The following is a 23,297-nucleotide window of genomic DNA, read 5'->3' as shown; positions in this document are numbered from 1 at the left end:
AATAAAAAATACAGACTATGGGTAGTTTTCATTTTGTTTAAATTATCTATAGTCTTTTTGTATATAATTTACCAATTATAAATTTAATATTAACAAAATTTTTATGTTATAATAATGATTCTAAGTAAATATAAGTGAGTAATTAGATAGAAATAGATAAAAAGTGGTAATAATATATATAAAGATAATTTTGAGAAAGGAGGATATAAATGGAAAGTATTAAGGAATATTTAGATAAGTTGGAAATTAATAATAGTGGTCTTGGAAAGCAACTTAAAGATGTTTACATAAATAGAGTAGTTTATTTTAAAGAAGACAAAATAGTTTATTTTTATCTTACATCTAAAGACATTGTTTCTCATGAGCTTTTAGATAAATTTAAAGAAGAATTGATGTATAAACTCGATTATTTTAAAGATATCAGAATGAAGATAAGGTTTACTGGTTTTGAAAGGAAATCCAACAAAGATGTTATAAAAAAATATTGGAACAATATATTGTATATATTAAAATATCTTTGCCCATCTATTGCAGGGTGGTATAAACAAGTAGAATTTCTTTGTTTAGATGAAGAATTAAAAATAAAACTTCCGAAGGGTATATTTTATGAGCGATTAATGAAAAAAAATGTAATCTATGTACTCAAAACTGTACTTAGTGAAGAGTTAGGATTAGATTTAAATATAACGATAGAAAAAGCTGTGGATGAAAAGGTAAATAAAGAGAGACTTATAAGAATCAATGATAGAGAAATGGAAGAAAAAATTAGAGCTTTAGAAATTGGGAAAGTTAGTAAGTGTGAAGAAAGTGAAGAAGAAAGTTATGTCATTAAATCTGAAGTAGATGAAAATTTAATCTATGGAGATAATGCAAATGCTATGATTGAAAATATAGTTGAATTAAATGCATCTTCTGGAACAGTTGCAGTTGTTGGGGATATATTTGATGTTGAAACTAAAGAACTTAAAAATGGGAAAATACTTATGATAGCATCAATTACAGATTATACTAGTTCAATAAGCTGTAAACTATTTTTAACAGATACAAATAAAGATGGAGTACTTGAAAATGTCAAAAAAGGAGCTTACTTAAAAATAAAAGGTGACATAGTTTATGATACATATCAAAGAGAAATTAGTATGATGATTAGTGGGATAAGAAAAGAAAGTAGACCAGAGAGAGAGGATAAGTCAGAGGAAAAAAGGGTAGAACTACATGCACATACTCAAATGTCTTCTATGGATGCTATTTGCTCTGTTAAAAATCTTGTAGAGCGTGCAGCTAAATGGGGTCACCCTGCTATTGCTATAACAGACCATGGTGTTGTACAAGGCTTTCCAGATGCTATGAATGCAGGTAAGTCAAATAACATAAAAATACTTTATGGAGTAGAAGGATACTTGGTTGAAGATGATTCTCTTATTATAGAGGATGCAAATGATAAAGAACTTTCACAAACATTTGTTGTATTTGATATAGAAACGACTGGATTTTCCAATACAAATGATAAAATAACTGAGATTGGTGCTGTAAAAATAGAAGATTTTAAAATTATAGATAGATTTAGCGAATTGATAAACCCTGAAAAAGATATTTCATATAAGATACAGGAATTAACAGGAATAACTAACGAGTTAATTAAAGACAAGCCAACTATTGAAGAAGTTCTTCCTAAGTTTATGGAATTTGTTGGGGATAGTGTATTAGTAGCACATAATGCAGAGTTTGATACAGGGTTTATATCACAAAAATGCAGAGAACAAGGTTTATTATATAATAATAAAAAAGTAGATACGCTTATGTTGGCAAGAGTAATGTTACCAAATTTAAAAAGACATAGATTAAATATTGTTGCTAAAGAACTTGGTATCCCTCTTTTAAATCACCATAGAGCAGTAGATGATGCTGAAGCTACAGCACTCATATTTAATAAATTTTTACAAATGCTTACAGAGAAAGGTGCGAAAACTTTAAGTGATGTAAACAATATACTTGGAAAAATTGATTATACAAAGCTTAGTACAAACCATATAACCTTGATAGCAAAGAATTCTGTAGGTATAAAAAATCTGTATAAAATAATTTCAGATGCACATGTAAATCATTTTTTTAGAGCCCCAAGAATCCTTAGAAGTGTATTAAATGAATATAAAGAAGGGTTAATAATTGGTTCGGCATGTGAAGCAGGAGTGGTTTTTCAAGCTGTAAAGAAAAATGTGTCTGATGAGGAAATGAAAAAAATAATAGATTTATACGATTATATTGAAGTAATGCCTATAGATAACAATAGATTTATGATTGATAAGGGAGAAGTTAAGGACGAGGAAGAGTTAAGAGAATTGAATAGAAAGCTAATTGATACAGCTAAAAAATTTAATAAAATTCCAGTAGCTACTGGGGATGTTCACTTTTTAGATAAACATGAAGCTGTGTTAAGAAAAGTTCTTAAGTATTCTCAGGGGTTTAAAGTAGATGAAGAAGAAACTTATTTACACTTTAGAACAACAGATGAAATGTTAGAAGAGTTTAGTTATCTTGGTGAAGAATTAGCATATGAAGTTGTAGTTGAAAATAGCAACTTGATTGCTGATATGGTTGAAGATATAAAACCTATACCAGATGACACTTATCCTCCAATTATAGAGGGTTCAGATGTAGAACTAAGAGAAATGTGTTACAAAAAAGCCAAACGAATATATGGAGACCCAATACCAGAAATAGTTCAAAAAAGACTGGATAGAGAATTAAATTCAATAATAAGCAATGGATATGCAGTTATGTATATTATAGCCCAAAAACTAGTTGCAAAATCTCTATCAGATGGATATTTAGTTGGGTCAAGAGGTTCAGTTGGTTCATCTTTTGCAGCTACAATGAGTGATATAACAGAAGTTAACCCTCTTCCGGCACACTATATATGTGAAAATGAAGATTGTAAATATTCATTCTTTTATGAAATAGGTGAATGGGGTTCAGGTGTTGATTTACCAGATAAAGATTGCCCAAAATGTGGAAGAAAGCTTGCTAAGAATGGTCATGATATTCCATTTGAGGTATTTCTAGGTTTTGAAGGTGATAAAGAGCCAGATATAGACCTAAATTTCTCCGGAAATTATCAACCAATAATTCATAAATATACAGAAGAATTGTTTGGAGAAGGATATGTATACAGGGCTGGTACTATAGGTACTGTAGCAGAAAAAACAGCTTTTGGATATGCAAGAAAGTATGTAGAAGAAAACAACATAAGTGTGCCAAATGCAGAAGTACTCAGACTTTCAAATGGTTGTACAGGAGTTAAAAGGACTTCTGGACAGCATCCCGGTGGAGTTATGGTTATACCAGACTATAAAGATGTATATGATTTTACACCTATTCAATATCCAGCAAATGATACTTCTTGTGGTGTAATAACCACTCACTTTGACTATCACTCAATAAGTGGTAGAATACTTAAATTAGACATACTTGGACACGACGGTCCTACCATCATAAGAATGCTTGAAGATATTACTGGAATTAATATAACAGAAATCACATTGGATGATAAGGAAACTATGTCTTTATTTACATCTACAGAAGCATTAGGAGTTACTCCAGAAGAGATAAATTGTCCTATAGGTTGTCTTGCTGTACCTGAATTTGGAACTAAGTTTGTACGACAAATGCTACTTGACACCAAGCCTACTACATTTGCAGAGCTTGTACGTATATCTGGTCTTTCTCATGGTACAGATGTTTGGGTAAACAATGCACAAGACTTAGTTAGAGAAGACATAGTTGGATTAAAAGATGTTATATCGACACGAGATGACATCATGAACTATTTAATATTTAAAGGATTACCTCCAAAAATGAGTTTTACAATAATGGAAAGTGTAAGAAAAGGTAAAGGTTTAAAACCAGAACACATTGAAGAAATGAAAAAAAACAATGTTCCAGAATGGTATATAGGCTCATGTAAAAAGATTAAGTATATGTTCCCAAAAGCACATGCAGTTGCTTATGTTATGACATCATTTAGAATTGCATATTGTAAAGTTCACTATCCAGAGGCATTTTATGCTACTTATTTTACTACAAAAGTTGAGGATTTTGATGCAGATTTAATTGTTAAGGGATTGGATGCTATAAAATCAAAAATAAACGAAATTGAGTCGCTGGGAAATGATGCAACTACAAAAGAAAAAGGTATGTTAACTGTATTAGAAGTTGCTCTTGAAATGTATGCTAGAGGAATAAAATTGTTACCAGTTGATATATATAAATCAGATGCGACTGAGTTTATAGTTGTAGGAGAAAAAACATTACTTCCACCAATGGCAGCAATACAAGGTCTTGGAGGAAATGCTGCTATAAACATCCAAAATGAAAGAAAAAATGGTGAATTTATATCAAAGGAAGATTTGAGAAAGAGAACAAAAATATCAAAAACGGTAATAGAAACTCTTACTAATCATGGTTCACTTGAGAATATGAGTGAGAAAAATCAATTGTCACTGTTTTAAGTTAGTTTAAAAAGTTGCAAATAAAAGAATTTTATGATATCATAGTATAGAAAATAGTATACTTTGCAGAAACTAAGAGTGAGACAGCTGTTCTCACTCTTTTATTTTAAATATATTATTAAAAAACTAGTTTTAGTTTTATTAAATGTATTTTGTTTAAGATTATAGGAACTGGTTATTTACAATTGAATAGGAGGAAATTTAATGAAAAAAAATTTAGAAGCTACAATCGAAGAGATTGTAACTAAAATAACGGATGAACATGGATTTGAAATGGTTGATGTTGAATATGTAAAAGAAGCAGGAGAATACTACTTAAGAGTATACATAGATAAAGAAGAAGGAATATCTTTAAACGAATGTGAATTAGTTAGTAGAGAATTAAGCCCAATACTTGATGAAAAAGACCCTATAAAAGAGAATTACTTTTTAGAGGTATCCTCTCCAGGACTTGATAGAGCATTAAAAAAAGACAGAGATTTTGTGAGATACCAAGGTAGAGATGTAGATTTGAAATTATATAAACCATTAAATGGATGTAAACAATTTGAAGGTGAACTTGTAGGACTAACAGAAGATAATAATATAAAAATCCTTGTAAATGGTAAAGAAATGGAATTTAATAGAAAAGATGTTGCTATTGTCAGATTAGCAATAAAGTTTTAGTGGTATATTAAATAGGGAGGATATAAAAAAATGAATCATGAATTTATGGAAGCATTAGATGAATTAGTAGTTGATAGAGGTATAGACAAAGAGATACTTATAGATACTATAGAACAAGCTCTTTTAACTGCATACAAGAAAAACTTTGGTTCAGCACAAAATGTTAGAGTTGAGTTTGATAGAGACAAGGGAGATATAAAAGTATTTTCTCAAAGAGTTGTTGTTGATGAATCAGATTTATATGATACTTTCTTAGAAATAGAGTTAGCGGATGCTAGAGAGATAAATCCTAATTATGAATTAGGTGATATTATAGAACATGAAGTTACTCCTAAAAACTTTGGAAGAATTGCAGCTCAGACAGCAAAACAAGTAGTTGTTCAAAGAATAAGAGAAGCTGAGAGAGAAATAGTGTATAATGAATTTATAGAAAAAGAAAATGAAATAGTTACAGGAGAGGTTGCTAGAGCAAATAAAAATGTTGTTTATGTAAACCTTGGAAGAATAGAAGGTGTAATGACTCAAAGTGAGCAAATACCATTTGAGAATTATAAAGCAGGTCAAAAGATAAAATTCTATATACTTGAAGTTAAAAAGACTAACAAAGGACCTCAAATAGTTGTATCAAGAAGTCATCCAGGTCTAGTAAAGAGATTGTTTGAAGAAGAAGTTCCTGAAATATATGAAGGAATAGTTCAAATAAAATCTGTAGCAAGAGAAGCTGGGTCAAGAACTAAAATGGCAGTAAGATCTATAGATGAAAAAATAGACCCAATTGGAGCTTGTGTTGGACCAAAAGGACTTAGAGTAAAAAATATAGTGGATGAACTTGGTGATGAAAAAATAGATATAATAAAATACAGTGAAAATCCAGCAGAGTTTATATCAGCAGCACTTAGCCCATCAAAAGTTGTTAGAGTAGATATAAATGAAGATGAAAAGTCTGCTTTAGTAATCGTTCCAGATTATCAGCTATCACTTGCTATAGGCAAGGAAGGACAAAATGCAAGACTTGCAGCAAAATTGACTAACTGGAAAATAGATATTAAGAGCGAATCTCAAGCAGAACAAGAAATGTTAACTCTTGAAAATTTCAAAAAAATAGAAGAAGAGGATGTTGAAGCTGAATTTGTCAACCAAGAAGAGTTAGATACTTCAGATGATAATTTTAGTGAAGAAGAGTAAGGAGGGATGATTTTGAAAAAAGTAAAAAAAGTACCTCAAAGAAAATGCATAGCGTGTCAAGATAGAGACTCTAAAAAAGAGCTTATAAGAATAGTTAAAAATAAAGAAGGAAAAATATTTTTAGACCCAACAGGAAGAGCAAATGGAAGAGGAGCATATGTATGTAAAAGCTCTGAATGTCTAAAAAAAGCTATAAAAAGTAAAGCATTAAATAAAGCTTTTAAGATAGATGTTCCTGATGAAGTCTATGATAATCTACTTATGGAGTTAGAAGAATATGAAAAATAATAAAGAAAAAGTACTTTCATTCTTAGGACTCGCAACTCGTGCAGGGAAAATAGTGTCTGGTGATGATTCAACTTTGCTTGACCTTAAAAAAGGAAAAGTAAGTTTGATTTTGATAGCAGAAGATGCGTCAAATAATACTAAAAAACTTTTTAAAGATAAATCAACTTTTAGAAATATTCCATATCTATTTTTTTCAACAAAAGAGGAAATAGGATTTGCAATAGGAAAATCTCCAAGGGCAGTTGTAGGAATAAAAGATGAAAATTTTTCTAAAAAGATAATTGAATTAATAGAAATTTAAAATAAAATAGGGGGTGATCTTGTGTCAAAAACAAGAGTATACCAAATAGCAGAAGAATTAAATATATCAAATGAAGAGCTTATAAATAAGTTAGCTGAATTAGATATAAATGTAACTGACAAGGATTCAGTATTAGAAGGTGAAGAGTTAGAATTAGCACTTGAAATGTTAGGTGAAGATTCATCTCAAGAAAATGGAAATGTTATAGAAATAGATGGACAGTTGACAGTACAAGTATTAGCAACGAGATTAGATAAATCTCCATCAGAAATAATTATGAAGCTTATGAAAATGGGAACTATGGCAACAATAAATCAAGAGATAAGTTTTGAGATTGCTGCTTTAGCTGCCAAAGACTATGGATTTGAATTAACAGTAGCTGAAAGTGATGATACAGAAGCTTTAGAAATAGAAGCTTTAATGGAAATTGAAGAAGATAAAGAAGAGGATTTAAAACCTAGACCACCAGTTGTTACAGTTATGGGACATGTTGACCATGGTAAGACATCTTTACTAGATGCAATAAGAAAAACTGATGTAATTTCAGGTGAAGCTGGAGGAATAACTCAGCATATAGGTGCTTCAGAAGTTAAAATCAATGGACAAAAAATAGTATTTTTAGATACTCCAGGACATGAGGCTTTTACATCAATGAGAGCAAGAGGAGCACAAGTTACAGATATAGCAATACTAGTAGTTGCAGCAGATGATGGTATAATGCCTCAAACAGTGGAAGCTATAAACCATGCTAAAGCAGCAGGTGTGCCTTTAATAGTTGCTATCAATAAAATAGATAAGCCAGGTGCAAATCCAGATAAAGTTAAACAAGAATTAGCAGACCAAGGACTATTGGTTGAAGATTGGGGCGGAGAAGTAATAGCAGTTCCAGTATCAGCTAAGAAAAAAGAGGGAATAGATACACTTTTAGAAATGGTATTATTGGTTGCTGAAATGGAAGAATTGAGAGCAAATCCAAATAAAAGAGCAGTAGGAACTGTTATAGAAGCTGAGCTTGATAAAGGAAGAGGGCCAGTTGCAACAGTACTTGTTCAAGGTGGTACTTTAACAGTAGGTGATCCAATCGTTGCAGGTATTGCATGTGGTAAAGTTAGAGCAATGATAAATGCAAAAGGTAAAAGAGTAAAAACAGCAGGTCCATCTACAGCAGTTGAGATATTAGGTTTATCAGAAGTTCCACAAGGTGGAGACCAATTTGTAGAAGTTCCAACTGATAAAATTGCTAGAAGTGTAGCAGCAAGAAGACAGCAAATAGTTAGAGATGAAATGTTAAAATCAACTCAAAGATTATCACTAGATGCTTTGTTTAGTCAAATGAGCGAAGGTTCTATAAAAGACCTTAATATAGTTATAAAAGCAGATGTACAAGGTTCAGTACAAGCAGTTAAACAATCTTTAGAAAAATTATCAAATGAAGAAGTACAAGTTAAAGTAATACATGGAGGTGTTGGAGCTGTAACTGAATCAGACATATTACTTGCAGCAGCCTCTAATGCAATAATAATAGGATTCAATGTAAGACCAGTTCCAGGTGCAGAATCTTTAGGAGAAAAAGAAAATGTTGACATAAGAACATATACTATAATATACAAGGCCATAGAAGATATACAAGCTGCTATGACTGGTATGTTAGACCCTGAATATGTTGATGAAGAAACAGGAAAAGCTGAAATAAGAGAAATATATAAAATATCTGGTGTTGGAACAGTAGCTGGATGTTACGTGACTAATGGCAAGATATTTAGAAACTGTAAAGTAAGATTAGTTAGAGATAGTATAATAATACATGAAGGTGAACTTGCAGCACTTAAGAGATTTAAAGATGATGTAAAAGAAGTTAATTCTGGATACGAATGTGGTATGAGCTTTGTAAATTATAATGATATAAAAGAAGGTGACATAGTAGAAGCTTATATAACTAAAGAAGTAGAAAGAAAATTATAAATTCGTATCAAAGAAAATCAGTTAGTAAAGAAGGTCGATGGTATGGCATCATATAATAGAACAAGAAGAATAGCAGAAGAAATAAGAAAAGTAGTAAGTACTATGATTATAAATGGAGTAAAAGACCCTAGAATAACATCTATGGTAAGCGTAACTGATGTAGAAGTTACAAATGACTTAAGATATGCTTATGTATATGTGAGTATTTTAGGTGGAGATGAAGAATCTACACTAACAGGACTTAAAAGTGCTGGAGGGTATATAAGAAGAGAAGTAGGAAAAAATATAAAACTTAGATATATTCCTGAAATAATCTTTAAAATTGATGATTCAATAGAAAAAGGAATGTATATGGATAGCCTTATAAAAAGAGTTAATAAAACAAATACTCAACAAAATGAGGATAAAAATTATGATGAATAATATGGATAGTATTATAAATTATATTTATGAGGGTGACTATTTTATAGTTACCTCTCATATTAGTCCAGATGGAGATAACATTGGTTCTACACTTTCAATGTATTATACATTAAAAAAATTAGGAAAAAATGTATATTATGTACTTGATGATGAAGTTCCATTAAATCTAAAATTTTTGGTTGAAGGTGTAAGAATCTATAAATCTAATGAATTTGATATAAATAAGCATTCTCTAATAGCACTTGATTGTGGAGATAAAATGAGAATATGTGTGAGTGATGAAATCAAAAATAATGCATCAAAATTAATCTGTATTGACCATCATGCTAGTAATGATTCATATGGTGATTTAAATTATGTAGATATTGATGCATCTTCTACATGTGAATTAGTTTATAATTTATTGGTTAGATTCCAGAAAATAAAAGATATTAAGATTATAAATGAAGATATAGCAACATGTTTATATACAGGTCTTGTAACTGATACTGGAAACTTTTCGTATTCAAATGTACATGCAAGTAGCTTTGAAATGGCAAAAAATTTACTTGTTTTAGGTGCACAAAAAAATACTATAATACAAAATATATATCAAAGCAATTCTTCTGATTATTATAAATTATTAGGAGAAGCTCTAAAGGGTTTGGAGATATTTGATTCAAAGGTATCTAGTATAGTTTTAACTCAAGACATGATGAATAGAAATAATATTGGCTTTAATGATGTTGATGGAATAACAACATATACAAGAGACATAAAAGGTATAGAAGTTGGAATTTTATTTAAAGAGAAAAAACAAAATGAAATTAAAGTGAGTTTTAGGTCAAAAAATTATGTTGATGTAAGTGAAATAGCCAAGTTATTTGGTGGTGGTGGTCATATAAGGGCTGCTGGATGTACTATTAAAGATAGTGTTGATAATGCAAAAAAAATGGTACTAGAGGCAGTGTTAAAATCAATTTAAGGTGACAGTAAAATGAATAAGATTATAAGTATATTGAAACCTACAGGTATGACATCTCATGATGTTGTAAGTAGAGTGAGAAAGATTTTAAATATAAAGAAAGTAGGTCATACAGGTACTCTTGACCCAGATGCGTCAGGTGTTTTACCAATCTGTATAGGGAAAGCTACAAAAGTATGTGAAGTTATTTTAAATAAAGATAAATCGTATATATGTGAGCTTACTTTAGGAATAAGTACAGACACTTATGATGCCTCAGGTGAAATTTTAAAAAAGGTTGATGATTTTAAATTCAGTAATGAAGAGATAGAGAGAGCTTTTGATACACAAAGAGGAGAAATAAATCAACTTCCTCCAATTTATTCAGCTTTAAAAGTAAATGGAAAGAGAATGTGTGATTTAGTAAGAAGTGGTAGACAATCTGAAATTACTTTAAAAACAAGAAGGGTAAATATAAAAGACATAAAAATACTCAGTATAAAGGGTAACAAAGTAATGTTTTATGTTGAGTGTTCTAAAGGAACTTATGTTAGAAGTATTTGCCATGATATAGGAGAATATTTAGGTTGTGGAGCACATATGTCATTTTTGAATAGAACATCTTCTGGTAAATTTAACTTAGAGAATTCAATAACATTAGAAGAATTAGAATTATTTCATGAAAATAAAACTTTAGATAAATACTTATATGATATAGATTACGTACTTGATTCGTTTAATTATATTGTATTAAATCCTAGCGCTATAAAATATTATAGTAATGGTGGTTCAATAGAAGATAAAAGATTTTTGAAAAATAATTTTGATAAAGATGATGAATTTGTAAGAGTATATAGTACAGATAACTTCTTAGGATTAGGAAAGTTATCAAAACATAATAATACAATAAGTGTTAAAAGTGATAAGATGTTCATATAACTAATGTATTTAAAAAAACAACAAAAGAGATAGTACTATAATAACTTCTATAGTCTATCTCTTTTACTTATGCTATAATAGTTTGTGAATAAGTTAAGAGTAAATTATATTTTAGCGGGGAACATTTATTATGGTGATTATAAAATCTATAGAAGAAATAGCAAACATAAAAGAAAGTGTCATTACCATAGGAAATTTTGATGGCGTACATAAAGGCCATCAAGTTCTTATAAAAAAAACAGTTGAATATGCAAAAAAAGAAAATATACAGAGTATTGTATTTACATTTGCAAATCATCCTGTAAATTACTTTAGACCAAACTCAACAAAAAATATTATAAGTAATGATGATAAGATAAAATTATTAGAAGATTTGGGAATAGATACAGTTGTAATCATACCATTTGATGAGTATATGACTAAAATACCTGCAAAGGATTTCGTAGATGAGATACTAGTAAAAAAATTAAAAGCTAAAAAGATAGTAATTGGACATGATTTTACATTTGCAAGAGCAAAAGAAGGTAATGTTAATCTATTAAAAAGCTTAGAACATGAATTTGGTTTTGAAGTAGAAGTAATAAGACCAATCAAAATAAATGATGTAAGAGTGAGTAGTACTTATATTAGAAGTTTAGTATCCAAAGGTGATATGACTAATGTCAAAGAGTATTTAGGTCGTAATTACAAGTTAGAAGGCTGTGTTATACATTCTAAACACCTTGGAAGAACTATGGGATTCCCAACAGCTAATATTGACCTTAAGAATAATATGCTCGTTCCAAAGAGAGGTATTTATGCTTCTATTGTACATATTGGAGATGAGACTTATTTTGGTGCTACAAATGTAGGTTACAACCCAACAGTTAATGGAAAATCTTTATCTATTGAAACAAATATTTTAGAGTTTGACAGAGGCATTTATGGTGAAAATATAATTGTTGAATTTTTGGAAAGAATAAGGGATGAGAGAAAGTTTAATTCGATAGATGACTTAAAAAATCAATTGTCTCATGACACAAATTATGTATATGAAAACTATGTTTGCAAAAACAAGTAATGTATGATAAAATGATTAAGGAAAATAACCATTACTCGGCATTTGAATACTCCAATCAATGCTTAGTAATAGGCGTTTCTAAAAAAATACGGAGGTAATCTAAATGATAAACAAATCAGAAATAATAAAAGAATATGGAAGAGTTGAAGGAGATACTGGTTCTCCAGAAGTACAAATAGCTTTATTAACAGCTAGAATAAATGAGTTAAATGGACATTTAAAAACTCATAAGAAAGACCACCATTCAAGAAGAGGATTATTAAAAATGGTTGGTAGAAGAAGAAACTTATTAGCTTACTTAAAAGAAAAAGATCTTGAAGGATATAGAGCATTAATAGCTAAGTTAGGATTAAGAAAGTAATTTCATTCTTTATAAAAAAGCAGGTATACACTATACCTGCTTTTTTATAGTTAATTCATTATAAAATAAAATGGTTAATAATAAAAGTAGTTTATATATTATAAAAAATTATAAAATGAATAATATTGGGTAAGAATATTAAAATAGTATATAAATACATAATTAATTTAAAAGGAAAGACAGGATAAATATAGAAATTTTATAACAGTATAATCAGTTGGAATATAGAAATTTTATAACAGTATAATCAGTTGGAATAAGGAGGATATTATTTTGAAAATAAAGTTAGTATGTGATAGTTTATGTGATATTCCAGATGAAATATCGGAAAAAGATTATATAGAAATAGTTCCACTTACAGTTGTTTTTAATTACAAAGAATATATAGAAGGAGTAGATATAAAGAAAGAAGAGTTTTATAAAAAAGTAAAAGAAATTAAGCAAATACCTAAAACTTCACAAGCTACATATATGGAGTTTAAAGAAGTATTTGATAAGTTTACAGAAGAGGGGTATCATATAATCTGTCTAACAGGAGCATCAAATGCATCAGGAACCTTTCAAAGTGCTATGATAGCTAAAAATGATGTAGATGAAAATGAGAAAATACATATATTTGATACTAGAAATTTATCTCTTGGTAGTGGACAATATGTTATAAAGGCATGTGAACTTCTTGAAGAAGGATTGGGATTTGAAGAAATCATAGATGAGTTAGAAAATACTCGTAGTAGTGTAAGATTACTTTTTGCACCTTATACACTTGATTTTTTAAAGCAAAGTGGAAGAGTCCCAGTTGCAACTGCTTTGATAGGAAATATGTTGAATATAAAACCTATATTTTTCTTTGATAATGGGGAAGCTAAGTTGGTAAATAAGGTTAGAGGAACAAAGAATATAGCAAGTAAATTGGTTGATATAATTTTAGAAATGAATGAAGGAACTTTAGAAGGAAAAATCGTCACAATAGGTTGTGGGGATAATTTACATGATTGTGAAATATTAAAAGATGAAGTAAATAAGAGAATAAAGGCAAGAAGAGTATTATTTACTCGAGGAGGAGTTTCTATTTGCTCTCATACAGGGCCAGATATATTGGCTATAAGTTGTTCTAATTAGTAGTAATATAAGGTTTTTGCATATATATGTGAAGATAATTTTATATTGTTAATTTATAGTATTTTTGATAATATAGTAAATAGAGTGATATACGTGTTTTTAATAAGAGGAGGACAAGCATTAATGTTTGAACATAAAATATTTAAAATGGATTTTGCAGGAAGAGAACTTTCTGTAGAAATAGGCAAGATTTGTGAAATGGCTAATGGTAGTTGTATAGTTAGATACAGCGATAGTATGGTAATGGTAAATACAACGAAGTCTGCCAAACCTAGAGATGGAATAGACTTTTTCCCATTAAGTGTGGATTATGAAGAAAAATTATATTCTGTAGGTAAGATACCTGGAGGGTTTTTAAAGAGAGAAGGGAAGCCTTCAGAAAAAGCTATACTTACATCAAGATTGATAGATAGACCAATAAGACCTTTATTCCCAAAAGGATTTAGAAATGATGTTCAGGTAGTTGCAACAGTTTTATCAGTAGACCAAGATTGCACACCAGATATAGTAGCAATGATAGGTTCTTCAATAGCCCTTTCTATATCAGACATACCATTTAATGGACCAACAGGTTCAGTATGTGTTGGACTTGTAGATGGCGCATTTGTTGTAAATCCAAACGCAGAGCAAAGAGAAAAAAGTTCAATGCATCTAGTTGTTTCGGGTACAAAGGAAGCCATAATGATGGTTGAAGCTGGAGCAGATGAAGTTCCAGATGATATAATGCTTGATGCTATTTTATTTGCTCATCAAGAAATAAAAAAAGTAGTGGAGTTTATAGAAGGTATAGTTGCAGAAGTTGGAAAAGAAAAAATGGCTGTTGAATTATACCATGCGGGAGAAGAAATAAATCAATTAGTTCGTGAATTTGCAACTGACAAGATGAAAAAAGCAGTTCAGACTTTTGAAAAGTTAGAGAGAATGGAAAATATGGACAGAGTTAAAGAAGAAACTTTAGCTCACTTTGAAGAGACTCTAGAAGATTTTGAAGAGTTTATTGGTGATATAGAAGAAGTATTACAAGATATAATAAAAGAAGAGGTAAGAAAGCTTATAGTACATGAAAATGTAAGACCAGATAATAGAAAACTTGAAGAAATAAGACCTATATGGTGTGAAACTGGTATGATACCTAGAGCTCATGGCTCAGCTATATTTACTAGAGGGCAAACTCAAGTACTTAACGTGGCTACTTTAGGTGCTTTAGGAGATGTTCAAAAATTAGATGGATTAGATGAAGAAGAAAACAAGAGATATATGCATCATTATAATTTCCCTGCATATAGTGTTGGAGAAGCTAGACCATCAAGAGGACCAGGAAGAAGAGAAATAGGACATGGTGCTTTAGCAGAAAGAGCTTTATTACCAGTAATACCATCTCAAGAAGAATTCCCTTATGCTATTAGATTAGTTTCTGAAGTATTAAGTTCAAATGGTTCTACATCTCAAGCAAGTGTATGTGGTTCAACATTATCTTTACTTGATGCAGGTGTACCTATAAAAGATATGGTTGCAGGTATTGCAATGGGACTTATAAAGCATGATGGTAAAGTTGCAGTGCTTTCAGATATACAAGGTATGGAAGACCATTTAGGAGATATGGACTTTAAAGTTGCTGGTACAGAATATGGTATAACAGCAATACAAATGGATATAAAAATAGATGGTATAGATAAAGAAATTTTACAACGTGCTTTAAAACAAGCTAAGGAAGGTAGAATCCATATATTAGGAGAGATGAGAAAAACTATATCTCAACCAAAATCAGAACTTTCACCATATGCACCTAAGATTGTTAAAATGCAAATAAATCCTGACAAGATAAAGGATGTAATAGGACCTGGTGGAAAGATAATAACTAAGATAATAGATGAAACTGGAGTTAAGATAGATATTGAACAAACTGGAGAAGTATTTGTATCAGGTATTGAGATTGATATGATTAAGAAAGCTCAAGAACTTATAAATAACATAGTAGTTGAACCAGAAGTAGGGAAAACTTATAAAGGTAAAGTAAGTAGAATAATGAACTTTGGAGCATTTATTGAGATACTTCCAGGAAAAGAAGGATTACTTCACATATCTCATATAGGTCACGAAAGAGTTGCTAAAGTTGAAGATGTATTGAATATAGGAGATGAAGTTGAAGTTAAAGTTACAGAAATTGATGAAAAAGGAAGAGTTAATTTATCAAGAAAAGCTCTTTTGCCAAAACCAGAGCATAAAAATAAATAATTTATTATATAATTAAAAGCAAAGCCTTAGGACTTTGCTTTTTTGATACAAAAAAGTAGATAACCCTAAAAGCTTAGCAGTAGATAACTTAAAGTTATTTTTCTTGGATGTTTTATTCTTATAAAGAATCTATTTAAAATTTAATTGATAGAAAGCTTTATTGGATATGCAGAGAATCATTTAAGTTATATTTAGTGCATAAACAGAGCTTATTTTTAATAGTATTAAATAAGAAACAATTTGTACATAATTAGGGGGAGTTTTAATGATAATGATGGTACTTAATAAGAGTAAGCTTAAAAAAATCGTAGTACTAATTTTAGTAATATTATTAGGATTATCAGGAGGGGTAATGGTATTAAAGCTATTTAATAATAAGCCAGTATTTAATTTATTTAATGGTGTAGATTTGCCATATGAAAGAGGTACTAAGGATAAAAGTGGATACGTTGCGTTAACTTGTAACATAGACCTTGGATGGGAAACAGAGTACGTAGAATCCATTTTAGAAACACTTAAAAAAGAAAATGTAAAGATTACATTTAATGTAACTGGTAAATGGGCAGAAAAGAATAAGGACGAATTATTAAAGATAAAAAAACAAGGACATGAAATAGGTAATCATGGATACAAACATTTAGATTACTCAACACTATCATATGAAGATAACTATGAACAAATAGAGACATCTAAAAAAATAATTGAAGAAATTATAGGTGAAAAAACTAAATTTTTTCAAGCACCAGCAGGTTCTTTTGGTCCAGAAACAGTAAAAGCCGCTAAAGCATTAGGATATACTTCTATCAAATGGGATGCCGATACTATAGACTGGAAATACAAAGACCAGCCAGAAGTAATCATTGATAGAATGAAGAAAAAAGATATTAAAGATAGTAGTATAATTTTAATGCATCCAACAAGTGCAACTACAAAATGTATAGATGATATTATAGCAATTGTAAAGGAAAAGGGACTAAAACCAGGAAAACTTAGTGATGTATTTAAGTAGACAAAGTATAAATATTTGATTAAGATTGTATAAGTTGTAGTTGAATTAATTAAAGGACTGACTTATAATGTAATACATATAAAAATAAATATAATTAAAACATAGTGTTTTCAATAATCCAATATGAAACAAAGAATAAATTGTTAGGAGAATGTAATGTATAAGACAAAAATACTGGAAAATGGGCTTACAATAATTGGTGAAGAAATACCATATCTAAAGTCAATAACATTAGGTATTTGGATAAATGCAGGTTCTAGGATAGAAGAAGCACAGGTGAGTGGAACTTCTCATTTTATAGAGCATATGATGTTTAAAGGAACCAAAAACAAAACATCAAAAGAGATTGCTAGCTCAATAGACAATTTAGGTGGGCAAATAAATGCATTTACAAGTAAGGAATGTACATGTTATTATGTAAAACTAATAGATGAGCATATAGATATAGGAATTGATGTATTAAGCGATATGATACTAAATTCTAAATTTGATAAAAATGATATAGATAAGGAAAGACTTATAATATTGGAAGAACTTAAGATGTATGAAGACTCTCCAGATGACTTATCTTATGATTTATTGGTAGAAAATATATATGCTAATGATGGATTAGGAATGAATATAATTGGGACAAAAGAATCTCTATACAGTATAACTAGGGAATCTATGTTAGAATACTTAAACAAGTATTATATTCCAAATAACGCTGTTATTTCTATAGCTGGAAACTTTAAATTTGATGATATGGTAGAAAAAATTAAATCAAAATTTGGACACTGGGAAAAGAAAAATTTGAGTGTAGACATAAACGAGGCTAAGTTTAATCCTTGCTTTATATCAAAAAATAAAGATATTGAACAAGTAAACCTAGCTATGTGTCTAAAAGGTATTCCTTTTGAAAATGATGAAGAAGTCTACTCAATGGCAGTGGTAAATAATATTTTCGGTGGAAGTATAAGCTCAAGGCTTTTTCAGAAAATAAGGGAGGAAAAAGGTTTAGTATATTCAATATACTCATCACAGACATTATATAGAAAATGTGGTGAATTAGGTATATTTGCAAGTATGAGTACAGAAAATTTACAAGATGTGTATAATTTAATAAAGAAAGAAATTGAAAATATAAGAAAAAACTATCTTACAGAAAAAGAAATATCTGAAAGTAAGGAACAGTTAAAGGGCAATTATATATTGGATTTAGAAAGTACTAGCAGTAGAATGATGTCTACTGGTAAATCTATGTTACTTAGTAAAAACGTAAAAACTACAGATGAAATACTTGAATGTATAAATAATGTTGATATTAATTCAGTAAAGAAGGTTGTTGACAAGGTATTCAATATCGAAAATATTGGTACATGTATAGTTGGAAGAGACGTAGAAAAGATTCTACATCTGGATTAGTATCTTAAAAAGTAAATCTCTGGAGGTATAAAATATGAATTTATCTGAAATAGCAGGTAAGGAAATAGTTAACTTGGTCACAGGAGAAAGACTGGGGGTCATTGGAGAATGTGACCTTATACTAGATGAAACTACAGGCGGTATATTAGCGCTTTTAATTCCAAAAGAAAAAGGCTTTTTTGCCAGAAGAAAAGATAAGTCATTTTTAGAAGTACCATGGAGAAATGTAAAAAAAATAGGTAATGACATGATAATTATAGAATATGAGGGATATATTTAGGAGGAAAAAATGAGTATTTTAGTGCAGAAGTTTGGTGGGACATCAGTAGAATCATATGAAAAAATGAATGAAGTATGTAAGATAGTAAAAGCATACAAAAATAATGATGAAGAATTACAATTAGTATTAGTAGTTTCAGCAATGGGTAGAAAAGGAGCTCCATATGCTACAGATACACTTATAAATTTATGTAATGCAGTAAATGATGAGCCAAGTAAAAGAGAACTTGACTTAATAATGTCTTGTGGGGAAATAATATCAGGAACAATTCTTGCTAATTTATTGAATTCACAGGGTATAGAATCTGTTTTCTTTACTGGTCAACAAGCAGGTATAATTACAAGTGATGAATATTCTAATGCCAAAATAAAGTATATAAATCCTAAAAAAGTAAAAAGAGCTTTAGATGATGGTAAAGTTGTAATTATAGCTGGATTCCAGGGTGTAACAGATGATGGAGAAATAACTACTCTTGGAAGAGGAGGAAGTGATACATCAGCAGTTGCTATTGGTAAAGCTTTAGAATGTGAAACAGTGGAAATTTACACTGATGTAGATGGTATAATGACTGCAGACCCTAGAGTAGAACCAAACGCTAAAGTATTGAGTTTTATAGATTATGAGGAAGTATTCCAAATGGCTGACAAAGGTGCAAAGGTAATACATCCAAGAGCTGTACAATTAGCTAAAAGTGGAAATATAACTTTAGCCATAAAAAATACAACGAACCCAACTTTTGAAGGTACAAAAATAGGCTCTTTATGTAGTCATTTAGAAGAAAATATAGAATATGAGCAAGAAAAAGACTTTAAAGTTGCTGTTGCAAATAAAGATAATGTGGCTCAAGTTAAGATTAAATCAGCAGAGGAAGTATTTACAGAAGTATTAAATGAAATAGAAAATAAACTTATAACTATAGATATGATAAATTTCTTCATATCAGAAAAAGCGTTTGTTGTAGAAGATTCTGATATAAAAGTATTAAAAGAAATACTAGATAAATTTGAATTGGATTATGAAGTAAATAGAGATTGTGCTAAGGTAACACTGATATGTTCAAGAATTGCTGATGAAATGTCTGGTATCATGTCAAAGGTAGTTAGAGGCTTATCAAAAGAAGGAGTATCTCTTTTACAAACATCAGATTCAAATATGACTATATCTTGTTTAGTTAGTGAAGAAGATATGAATACAGCAGTACATGCTATACATCAACAATTTTATGTAAAATAAGCACTATAATACAATTATTTTTATTCAAATTTGATAATTTCATATATATCTTAATATATTTGATTTATTTGGTAAAACTAAGTTAAATATAATTTTGATAGGAGTTTGTTTATGAAAGATTACAGAGAAGATAATGAAAGATTTGATAAAGAGAATTGTAATGAAGAATCTAGTTGTGAAGAAAGAGAATGTATAAAGCAATTTGGTACTAATGAAATGCCACCTCAACCTCCTAAAGATATTCAATGTATAACTATAATTGGAGAAATTGAGGGACATTTTATAGGAAATCCTCAAAAAAAAGCTACAAAGTATGAGCATATAATTCCAATGTTATATTCAATTGAGGAAAGCAATGATGTTAAAGGAGTACTAGTTGTTTTAAACACTGTTGGAGGAGATATTGAAGCAGGTCTAGCTATTGCAGAACTTTTAAACAGTACATCTAAGAAAGTAGTTACTCTTGTTCTAGGAGGAAGCCATAGTATAGGAGTTCCTCTTGCTACAGCAGGAGATTACTCATTCATAGCACCAACAGCAACCATGATTATACATCCTGTGAGAACTACTGGTCTTGTGATTGGTATAAATGAGACCTTTGAATATTTTAAAAAGATGCAAGATAGAATAATTCAATTTATAACAAGAACATCAAATATCAAAAAAGATGTACTTGAGAAACTTATGCATGAAAAAGACGAGCTTGTAAGTGATGTTGGTAGTGTATTAATAGGAAAAGAAGCTGTAGATTATGGTCTTATAGATGAAGTCGGAGGACTAAAGGAAGCTCTTAAAAAATTAAAAGAACTTATAAAAGAATCTGAGGACGAAAAAAATAATGATTAAAATTTGTTTAAATAATAAAATTTATGATATAATGATGTAATAAAGTAGGAGTGTTAGTGTTAAGGCATTAGCACTTTTTGCTGTGAAGGGGTAAAACTTGCTAAAAATAAGGAGTGATATTAATGGCCACGAAAAAGAAGAAAAAAAAGAAGGTGAATACCTTAAGTTTTAATGCAGAATATCATAATTTAATAACAATATTTGTAGGTGTATTTTTATTATATAGTTTAAACTCTAATTCTATGGGATGGGTACCTGTGTTAATGCAAAATCTTTTTAAAGGACTATTTGGAGGGCTTTCTATAGCAATACCATTTATAGTAATTATAACAGGACTTCTAGGTTTTTTTGATGGAAATGAATATATATATAGGCTAAGAAAAACTAAACTATACTACATAATTATTTTATTTATCTTTGTATTTTATGGATTATTAAATGCAGGAACTATTCCTGTAGATAGCCCACTAAAAGGTAATATGTTTGATGATGTTATGAAATTGGGTGTAAGTGGACAAGGTAGTGGTTTGATAGCAACAACTATTGCGTATTACATGAGTAAAATATTTGGAATAGCAGGTGGATGGTTAATAAGTATCTTTGCCCTTATACTTTCTATAATGTTTATATTTAATATTTCTATAAAAGATTTGATATCAAATGCAAAATCAAAACCTAAAGCATCAAAAGATAGTAATTTAACATTTAAAGATAAAATTGCAAATATGAAGAAATCTGCAATAGATATGATGACTGATGAAGTAGATGACACTACTATAAACAAAAAAACAGGATTCTTTAAAGGATTGATATCAAAAGGTAGTAATAATGAAGATGAAGAAGATGAATATTTTGAAGAGGAAAATGGTGATGGTGTTGATGATAAGACTATTAAAATAGTTGGATTTAATAAGGCAGAAGATGAATACTTAGAAATATTAGAAGGAACTCAAAGTATGCCAGAGCTAGATGTTTTAAAAGAATTACAAAAAGCTACAAATGAAAGTCTAGTTGTAGATACTAAACCAGAAAAAAAAGTTGATATAAGTAAATCTAATTACAATATAGAAAAAACTCAACCTATGAGTATTATAGCAGAGCCAGTTAATGAAGATTATTCAAACTATAAAAAGCCTAGCATTGAGCTTTTAAACAAAGTAAATAAGAAGTCTGATGAAAATGGTAAAAAGAAAGTATTAAAAAATGCTTCTCTTTTAGAAAAGACACTATCAGATTTTGGAGTGGAAGCAAAAATTAATCAAGTTACAGTTGGACCTACTATAACAAGATATGAGATACAACCAAGTCCAGGAGTAAAAGTAAGTAAAATTGTAAATTTAACTGATGACATAGCTTTAAGTCTAGCAGCTAAAAGTATAAGAATTGAAGCACCAATTCCTGGGAAAAGTGCAATTGGAATAGAAGTTCCAAATGAAGAGGCTCAAATGGTTGGAGTAAGAGAAGTTCTAGAAAGTGATGAATTTAATAATTTTAATTCTCCTCTTGCAATGGGACTTGGAAAAGATGTAGCAGGTAAAATTATAATTGGAGATATAGGTAAGATGCCACACTTACTTATAGCTGGTTCTACAGGTTCAGGAAAGAGTGTGTGCGTAAACACTTTGATAAGTAGTATATTATATAAGGCAAACCCTGATGAAGTAAAATTATTATTAATAGACCCAAAAGTAGTTGAACTTGCAAATTATAATGGAATACCACATTTATTAATACCAGTAGTTACTGACCCTAAAAAAGCTGCAAATGCTTTAAATTGGGCAGTTACAGAGATGAATAGAAGATATAAGCTATTTGCAGATGCTCAAGTAAAAGATGTAACAAGTTATAATGAGAAAGCAGAAGAAAAATTACCTAAAATAGTAATAATAATAGATGAGTTAGCAGACTTAATGATGGCAAGTGCAAATGATGTGGAAGACTATATTTGTAGACTAGCTCAAATGGCAAGAGCTGCTGGAATGCACTTAATTGTAGCAACTCAAAGACCATCTGTTGACGTTATAACAGGGGTCATAAAGGCCAATATACCATCTAGAATAGCATTTGCTGTATCATCTCAAACAGATTCAAGAACAATCCTTGATATGGGTGGCGCAGAGAAGCTTCTAGGTAAAGGAGATATGTTATTCTACCCACTTGGTGCAGCAAAGCCAGTTAGACTTCAAGGTGCATTCATATCAGAGAGCGAATCGGAAAAAGTAATTGATTTCGTAAAAAGTCAGGTTAAAGATGGAATAAAATATGAAGAAGACATAATTGAAACTATATCTAAGGTTAATACTTCAAAGAGTAGCGATGAGGATGAATTCTTGAGTGAAGCAATAGAATTTGTTGTGGAGAGTGGTCAAGCATCTGCCTCTATGTTACAGAGAAGATTTAAAATAGGATTCAATAGAGCAGCTAGACTTATAGACTCTATGGAAGAAAGAGGCATAATTGGAGCAAGTGAGGGAAGTAAACCAAGAAAGGTATTAATAAGCAAACAGGATTTGCAGAATTTAGAAGGTGAATAGA

General features: G+C 29.8%; 19 protein-coding genes. All 19 read left to right on the top strand.

What is annotated here, in order from left to right; all coding sequences use genetic code 11:
* Window positions 1–209 precede the first annotated feature (209 nt).
* Window positions 210–4,508 carry a PolC-type DNA polymerase III gene (locus KGF42_RS02370; protein WP_227825645.1) on the top strand — a complete coding sequence of 1,433 codons (4,299 nt, stop codon included), beginning with the start codon at window positions 210–212 and terminating at the stop codon, window positions 4,506–4,508.
* A gap of 204 nt (window positions 4,509–4,712) precedes the next feature.
* On the top strand, window positions 4,713–5,174 hold the full coding sequence (gene rimP, locus KGF42_RS02365; RefSeq protein ID WP_054273301.1) for a ribosome maturation factor RimP: 462 nt from the start codon (window positions 4,713–4,715) through the stop codon (window positions 5,172–5,174).
* Between the two features lie 30 nt (window positions 5,175–5,204).
* On the top strand, window positions 5,205–6,359 hold the full coding sequence (gene nusA / locus KGF42_RS02360) for a transcription termination factor NusA (protein ID WP_227821490.1): 1,155 nt from the start codon (window positions 5,205–5,207) through the stop codon (window positions 6,357–6,359).
* A gap of 6 nt (window positions 6,360–6,365) precedes the next feature.
* Window positions 6,366–6,647, top strand: a complete 282-nt coding sequence (rnpM, locus tag KGF42_RS02355) for an RNase P modulator RnpM (protein WP_003419469.1) — start codon at window positions 6,366–6,368, stop codon at window positions 6,645–6,647.
* Window positions 6,637–6,948, top strand: coding sequence for a L7Ae/L30e/S12e/Gadd45 family ribosomal protein (locus tag KGF42_RS02350; protein WP_054273303.1), 312 nt, complete (start codon window positions 6,637–6,639; stop codon window positions 6,946–6,948). The genes rnpM and KGF42_RS02350 overlap by 11 nt, the downstream gene beginning before the upstream one ends.
* Before the next feature lie 21 nt (window positions 6,949–6,969).
* The gene (infB, locus tag KGF42_RS02345) at window positions 6,970–8,910 is read left to right on the top strand and encodes a translation initiation factor IF-2 (protein ID WP_227825644.1); all 1,941 of its coding nucleotides are present in this window, start codon (window positions 6,970–6,972) and stop codon (window positions 8,908–8,910) included.
* Window positions 8,911–8,952: 42 nt separating this feature from the next.
* Window positions 8,953–9,333 carry a 30S ribosome-binding factor RbfA gene (gene rbfA, locus KGF42_RS02340; RefSeq protein ID WP_227821488.1) on the top strand — a complete coding sequence of 127 codons (381 nt, stop codon included), beginning with the start codon at window positions 8,953–8,955 and terminating at the stop codon, window positions 9,331–9,333.
* Window positions 9,326–10,297 carry a DHH family phosphoesterase gene (locus tag KGF42_RS02335; protein WP_227825653.1) on the top strand — a complete coding sequence of 324 codons (972 nt, stop codon included), beginning with the start codon at window positions 9,326–9,328 and terminating at the stop codon, window positions 10,295–10,297. Before rbfA ends, KGF42_RS02335 begins: the two co-directional genes overlap by 8 nt.
* 12 nt (window positions 10,298–10,309) lie before the next feature.
* Entirely contained in the window at window positions 10,310–11,215 is a 906-nt protein-coding gene (truB, locus tag KGF42_RS02330; protein WP_054273306.1) for a tRNA pseudouridine(55) synthase TruB, read from the top strand.
* Window positions 11,216–11,345: 130 nt separating this feature from the next.
* Window positions 11,346–12,275, top strand: a complete 930-nt coding sequence (locus tag KGF42_RS02325) for a bifunctional riboflavin kinase/FAD synthetase (RefSeq protein WP_227825643.1) — start codon at window positions 11,346–11,348, stop codon at window positions 12,273–12,275.
* A gap of 103 nt (window positions 12,276–12,378) precedes the next feature.
* Window positions 12,379–12,636: a 30S ribosomal protein S15 gene (gene rpsO, locus KGF42_RS02320; protein ID WP_054273308.1), complete on the top strand. Its 258-nt coding sequence runs from the start codon at window positions 12,379–12,381 to the stop codon at window positions 12,634–12,636.
* Window positions 12,637–12,909: 273 nt separating this feature from the next.
* Entirely contained in the window at window positions 12,910–13,755 is an 846-nt protein-coding gene (locus KGF42_RS02315) for a DegV family protein (RefSeq protein ID WP_227821486.1), read from the top strand.
* Between the two features lie 123 nt (window positions 13,756–13,878).
* Complete coding sequence (gene pnp / locus KGF42_RS02310; protein ID WP_227821485.1) at window positions 13,879–15,990, top strand: polyribonucleotide nucleotidyltransferase; 2,112 nt, start codon at window positions 13,879–13,881, stop codon at window positions 15,988–15,990.
* A 265-nt stretch (window positions 15,991–16,255) separates the two neighbouring features.
* Window positions 16,256–16,999: a polysaccharide deacetylase family protein gene (locus tag KGF42_RS02305; RefSeq protein WP_107595521.1), complete on the top strand. Its 744-nt coding sequence runs from the start codon at window positions 16,256–16,258 to the stop codon at window positions 16,997–16,999.
* Between the two features lie 156 nt (window positions 17,000–17,155).
* Entirely contained in the window at window positions 17,156–18,403 is a 1,248-nt protein-coding gene (locus KGF42_RS02300) for a M16 family metallopeptidase (RefSeq protein WP_227825642.1), read from the top strand.
* A gap of 34 nt (window positions 18,404–18,437) precedes the next feature.
* Window positions 18,438–18,683, top strand: a complete 246-nt coding sequence (locus tag KGF42_RS02295) for a YlmC/YmxH family sporulation protein (RefSeq protein ID WP_003419503.1) — start codon at window positions 18,438–18,440, stop codon at window positions 18,681–18,683.
* A gap of 9 nt (window positions 18,684–18,692) precedes the next feature.
* A complete protein-coding gene (dapG, locus tag KGF42_RS02290; protein ID WP_227821483.1) occupies window positions 18,693–19,916 on the top strand; it encodes an aspartate kinase in 1,224 nt (407 codons plus the stop codon).
* A gap of 111 nt (window positions 19,917–20,027) precedes the next feature.
* A complete protein-coding gene (locus KGF42_RS02285; RefSeq protein WP_227821482.1) occupies window positions 20,028–20,762 on the top strand; it encodes an ATP-dependent Clp protease proteolytic subunit in 735 nt (244 codons plus the stop codon).
* Between the two features lie 122 nt (window positions 20,763–20,884).
* On the top strand, window positions 20,885–23,296 hold the full coding sequence (locus tag KGF42_RS02280) for an FtsK/SpoIIIE family DNA translocase (protein WP_227825641.1): 2,412 nt from the start codon (window positions 20,885–20,887) through the stop codon (window positions 23,294–23,296).
* Window position 23,297 lies beyond the last annotated feature (1 nt).

Origin of the sequence: Clostridioides sp. ZZV15-6383 (assembly GCF_020657735.1) — a bacterium.
GTDB lineage: Bacteria > Bacillota > Clostridia > Peptostreptococcales > Peptostreptococcaceae > Clostridioides > Clostridioides difficile_D.
The sequence above is the reverse complement of the archived record's forward strand: the minus strand, read 5'-3'. Positions and strand labels throughout refer to the sequence as shown.

Coding starts and splice junctions, on each gene's coding strand:
- KGF42_RS02370 (WP_227825645.1), top strand. CDS start 210: ATGGAAAGTATTAAGGAATATTTAGATAAGTTGGAAATTAATAATAGT.
- rimP (WP_054273301.1), top strand. CDS start 4,713: ATGAAAAAAAATTTAGAAGCTACAATCGAAGAGATTGTAACTAAAATA.
- nusA (WP_227821490.1), top strand. CDS start 5,205: ATGAATCATGAATTTATGGAAGCATTAGATGAATTAGTAGTTGATAGA.
- rnpM (WP_003419469.1), top strand. CDS start 6,366: ATGATTTTGAAAAAAGTAAAAAAAGTACCTCAAAGAAAATGCATAGCG.
- KGF42_RS02350 (WP_054273303.1), top strand. CDS start 6,637: ATGAAAAATAATAAAGAAAAAGTACTTTCATTCTTAGGACTCGCAACT.
- rbfA (WP_227821488.1), top strand. CDS start 8,953: ATGGCATCATATAATAGAACAAGAAGAATAGCAGAAGAAATAAGAAAA.
- KGF42_RS02335 (WP_227825653.1), top strand. CDS start 9,326: ATGAATAATATGGATAGTATTATAAATTATATTTATGAGGGTGACTAT.
- truB (WP_054273306.1), top strand. CDS start 10,310: ATGAATAAGATTATAAGTATATTGAAACCTACAGGTATGACATCTCAT.
- KGF42_RS02325 (WP_227825643.1), top strand. CDS start 11,346: ATGGTGATTATAAAATCTATAGAAGAAATAGCAAACATAAAAGAAAGT.
- rpsO (WP_054273308.1), top strand. CDS start 12,379: ATGATAAACAAATCAGAAATAATAAAAGAATATGGAAGAGTTGAAGGA.
- pnp (WP_227821485.1), top strand. CDS start 13,879: ATGTTTGAACATAAAATATTTAAAATGGATTTTGCAGGAAGAGAACTT.
- KGF42_RS02305 (WP_107595521.1), top strand. CDS start 16,256: ATGATAATGATGGTACTTAATAAGAGTAAGCTTAAAAAAATCGTAGTA.
- KGF42_RS02300 (WP_227825642.1), top strand. CDS start 17,156: ATGTATAAGACAAAAATACTGGAAAATGGGCTTACAATAATTGGTGAA.
- KGF42_RS02295 (WP_003419503.1), top strand. CDS start 18,438: ATGAATTTATCTGAAATAGCAGGTAAGGAAATAGTTAACTTGGTCACA.
- dapG (WP_227821483.1), top strand. CDS start 18,693: ATGAGTATTTTAGTGCAGAAGTTTGGTGGGACATCAGTAGAATCATAT.
- KGF42_RS02285 (WP_227821482.1), top strand. CDS start 20,028: ATGAAAGATTACAGAGAAGATAATGAAAGATTTGATAAAGAGAATTGT.
- KGF42_RS02280 (WP_227825641.1), top strand. CDS start 20,885: ATGGCCACGAAAAAGAAGAAAAAAAAGAAGGTGAATACCTTAAGTTTT.